Genomic DNA, 4,129 nt, shown 5'->3' with positions numbered 1-4,129 from the left:
TTAAAATGCTGTGCTGCTTTTCGCACAGACATTTCATCTCGAATCATAATTTCTATGACTTTGTCTTTAAAATCTTTTGAATATCCCATATCTCTATTGTTCTATAGTTTTTAGGATTTGGCTATAGTTGTGATGTGTGTCACAAATTGCTATTCATTTACGCCAACGCTATTGATTTAATCTTCTCATAAATTTCACTCGGGATGAGTGAGGAATATTAAAAAGGATTAAATAATCGTGAAAAAAACAATAGTCGCAATGGCATTGACCTTATGTGTTTCTGACGTTGTTTTTGCAGCAGAAGGCTTGGTGGGATTAGCCGATGAAGAATTATCTGCCATCAATGGTGCTGCATTGATGAATATGTCCTATACCGATCCTGTTTTAGTCAACCAACAAATGGTCGATGAAAATATTGGTTTCTACAAACTCAGTTTAGATGCGGTTATGGATCTGAACGTCAATGTCAAAAGTTTGCAACTCGGCTGTGGTGGGGTAAACGGGTCAAATGGCTGTGATATTGATATTCGTCATCTAGCGCTGAGTGGTAATGCTACTTCAACCGATGCCAATGGTAATCCCGTCTTTAATGGTGATCGAGCGTCGACAAGTGCCGAACTGAAAAATCCGTTTATTGAATTTGCAATTAAAAACCCAAAACAAGCCGCTTTACGAGAAGTTAAAGGCTTCCGTGTCAGTGCTGAATCAATTACAGGTTTACTGACCACTGGTATTCAAAACACGGGTGCGCCGACAGACGGGATTAAGTCACTGAGCGGTTATATGAAAATTGCACCGACTACAGGGACAGCAAAGACCCAAGCAGCGATCTTTGGGGATAGCAGTAGCGAGACTTTATCGGGGAATTTGGTGATTAATACGATTTGGAACAATGATCGTAGCTTTGTCAGCCAACCTGAAAATAGTAAGGGTTTAAAAATTCCTTCAATGAATGTGCCATTTACCGTCCCTGAAATTACCATCAACGGAAAACGACAAACTCAAGCCGTTGCCAAAAATATCAGTGCGACTGTACCGTCGATTCAACTCAACCGTGATAGTGGTAGTTTGCAGGTCAAACTTGACCGTAATTTGTTATGGGTAGAAGGGGCGCAGTTCTTTATGGATTCGGGCTCATCAATTGATGGTTTGAAAATGAACATTACCTTTGAGCAAGCCTTAGATATGATTCATAACATTCCATTAAATGGCACAGCAGGTTATTTATCGCTTCAATCTCAAGATATCAGTTGGCCAGATGCCAATGCAGATGATATTGCACGTACAGGTTGGTGGATGTCATTTAAAGACCCGATTAATATTGGCAAATTAAATCCAACATCTGAAGTAGATATTTCAGGCGTCTTGCCACAAGTTGCACAAAAAGTATCGCAAATTTTAACCAATGAACCGATTTATATTCCGTTAGGTTCTGCTGTTGGTGCAGCATTTGGTCTACCGATTTATAAAAATGTCGGTTCAATTAACCTCAGCAATGCCGGTGCGGCCAATTTAACTTTAAAAAATCAGGTCTTGGGGAATCAGGAAGTTCGGACCAACTGTTTTGGTGGGTTGAAATTCTGCTAAATCTGCAATTTAAAAATAAAAAAACCTCCAAAATGGAGGTTTTTTTATACAACTTATTTATGAAAAATACGGGCTTTATCGCGCTGCCAATCACGGTCTTTTTCCGTTGCACGCTTGTCGTGAAGTTGCTTACCTTTTACTAGGGCAATTTCAAGCTTGGCATGAGGACCTTTCCAGTAACATGCCAAAGGCACACATGAATAACCTTTTTGGTTAATCGCACCTTGTAGTTTTTCAATTTCACGGCGGTTCAGCAATAATTTACGAGTACGTGTCGCTTCAGGCACCACATGCGTCGAAGCACTCAGTAAAGGTTGCACTTGAGCGCCGAATAAAAATGCTTCGCCATTTTTAAACGTAATATAGCTTTCTACGATGGTCATACGACCCGCGCGCATTGATTTGACTTCCCAGCCTTGTAATGAAAGACCCGCTTCAAATTTTTCTTCAATGAAATAATCGTGACGCGCACGTTTATTGAGGGCAATCGTACTGCTACTATTTTTTTTAACTACTGCTTTCGTCATAATCAAAAACTTCCAAACTTAGCACTATTGTACCCGAACTTTGAATAAGATGAAGTTTTTAAATTTACAAGCTGACTTCACCTATAAATCAAGATTTTGTTAAAATACCCATCTACAAAATAACAGAGTACAACTGGATGTCTAAAACTCGTGTAATTTATCCGGGCACATTCGATCCAATTACTAATGGTCATATCGACTTAGTGACACGTGCATCACGCATGTTTGACGAAGTTGTCGTGGCAATTGCAATTGGACATCACAAAAACCCTGTGTTTAGTCTGGAAGAGCGTGTTGCACTAGCGCAAGAGTCTTTAAGTCATTTGTCAAATGTTGAGTTTGTAGGTTTTGATGGGCTGTTGGTCAATTTCTTTAACGAGCAAAAAGCAACAGCCGTATTACGTGGTTTACGTGCAGTTTCAGATTTTGAATATGAATTCCAATTGGCAAATATGAATCGCCGTTTGGACAGTAAATTTGAAGCGGTATTCTTAACCCCATCAGAGCAATATTCGTTTATTTCATCTACGCTCGTGCGTGAAATTGCACGTTTAAATGGTGATGTCACTCAGTTTGTACCACAAGCTGTCGTGGAAGCCTTTAAGCGTAAACAACAGCAAGGTTGGTAGAGTGTCTTTATATATCACTGATGAATGCATCAACTGCGATGTCTGTGAACCTGTATGCCCCAATGAGGCGATTTTCATGGGGGAACTCATTTATGAGATTAACCCTGATTTGTGTACGGAATGCGTTGGGCATCACGATAAACCGCAATGTCAGTTGTTCTGTCCGGTGGATTGTATTCCATTGGATCCGGCACATCCTGAAACTCAGGAACAGCTTCAACAAAAGTACGAAAAACTAACTGCTCAAAAAACATCAAGCAATTAGTTGTCAGATTTGTTAGAATGCGCCCCGAAGTGAACCAGACGATCGCTGCTGTGTATAGGTCTCCGTGACTAAAGCAGGGGAGGAAAGTCCGGGCTTCATAGGGCAAGGTGCCAGGTAACGCCTGGGCGGTGTGAGCCGACGGAAAGTGCAGCAGAGAGTAGACCGCCTTCATTATGGTTTCGAGCAATCGAAATCGGAGGTAAGGGTGAAAGGGTGCGGTAAGAGCGCACCGCGTGTCTGGTAACAGTTCACGGCATGGTAAACCCCACCGGAAGCAAGACCAAATAGGGATCCTTTAGGCATGGCCCATGCTGGATCCGGGTAGGTCGCTTGAGCGTATGAGTGATTGTACGCCTAGAGGAATGATCGTCCTCGACAGAACCCGGCTTATCGGTTCACTTCAACAAATTTTGATCAAATACGCGCATTATGGGCTTGACGATATTTAAATATACCTCCATAATGCGCGCACAGTTTAAGGCTATGTAGCTCAGTTGGTTAGAGCACCGCACTCATAATGCGGGGGTCACAAGTTCAAGTCTCGTCATAGCCACCATATTCAAAAAAAGACCACTCCGATTGAGTGGTCTTTTTTTTTGTTTTGATGTTTTAAAATCGAAAGTTTTATCATCATAAATGATGTTAAGCAGTAATATCAGAAGCGCTATTTGATTCAAATAAAAGAACGATACGCGGTAAGGTCATCCGCAAGTGTTTGAGATAAGACTATATCTATTCAAAAATGTTTTTGCGATACTTTGAATAATTTGACGCTAGTGAACGAGTTTTGTCGGTGAGGTGCATTGCACCGCATGATGGTTTCCTTGCGAAGCACGCTTCTCATTTTGCCGAATGAGAAACAACGTTTCGTAAGAGTACCTCCAGCTGAAGGCTAATCCCTTTATTTAAACCCTATGTAAGACTCCGTCGAATAGGCTTAAAAATCATTTTTAAAATATGTCATTATTTTAAGGGCGTAACATCAGATCTTAAATAGGGTCTGTTGACATTTGTTGATTAAAAAAATAGCGAGATAGTAAAATTAAATCGCCAAACCCAATTTTACACTCGCTATGCCTCGAACAATGCTAAATGATCAACACTGGTCCAAGTTACTTGCT

4 protein-coding genes, 1 tRNA gene and 1 other RNA gene are annotated in these 4,129 nt (G+C 40.9%); 5 read left to right on the top strand and 1 reads right to left on the bottom strand.

What is annotated here, in order from left to right:
• The first annotated feature begins 237 nt into the window (after window positions 1-237).
• Window positions 238-1,587 (top strand): hypothetical protein, encoded by a 1,350-nt coding sequence (locus FTU83_RS16820; protein WP_373683985.1) that lies wholly within the window; start codon window positions 238-240, stop codon window positions 1,585-1,587.
• Window positions 1,588-1,640: 53 nt separating this feature from the next.
• Here FTU83_RS16820 and smpB read toward each other — a convergent pair whose 3' ends face one another.
• Window positions 1,641-2,114, bottom strand: a complete 474-nt coding sequence (smpB, locus tag FTU83_RS16815) for an SsrA-binding protein SmpB (RefSeq protein ID WP_078191351.1) — start codon at window positions 2,112-2,114, stop codon at window positions 1,641-1,643.
• 137 nt (window positions 2,115-2,251) lie between these two features.
• Between smpB and coaD the strand changes: the two genes are divergently transcribed.
• From coaD to FTU83_RS16795, 4 genes are all read left to right on the top strand, one after another.
• On the top strand, window positions 2,252-2,743 hold the full coding sequence (gene coaD / locus FTU83_RS16810) for a pantetheine-phosphate adenylyltransferase (protein WP_078191350.1): 492 nt from the start codon (window positions 2,252-2,254) through the stop codon (window positions 2,741-2,743).
• A 1-nt stretch (window position 2,744) separates the two neighbouring features.
• Entirely contained in the window at window positions 2,745-3,008 is a 264-nt protein-coding gene (locus FTU83_RS16805; RefSeq protein WP_078191349.1) for a YfhL family 4Fe-4S dicluster ferredoxin, read from the top strand.
• 26 nt (window positions 3,009-3,034) lie between these two features.
• An RNA gene (rnpB, locus tag FTU83_RS16800) (RNase P RNA component class A) lies at window positions 3,035-3,414 on the top strand.
• A 73-nt stretch (window positions 3,415-3,487) separates the two neighbouring features.
• Window positions 3,488-3,564: transfer RNA gene (locus FTU83_RS16795), tRNA-Met, on the top strand.
• Window positions 3,565-4,129: the final 565 nt, after the last annotated feature.

Origin of the sequence: Acinetobacter sp. YH12152, from assembly GCF_013418285.1 — a bacterium.
Classification (GTDB): domain Bacteria; phylum Pseudomonadota; class Gammaproteobacteria; order Pseudomonadales; family Moraxellaceae; genus Acinetobacter; species Acinetobacter amyesii.
Note: the sequence above shows the minus strand (reverse complement) of the source record. Positions and strands in the feature narration are given on the sequence as shown.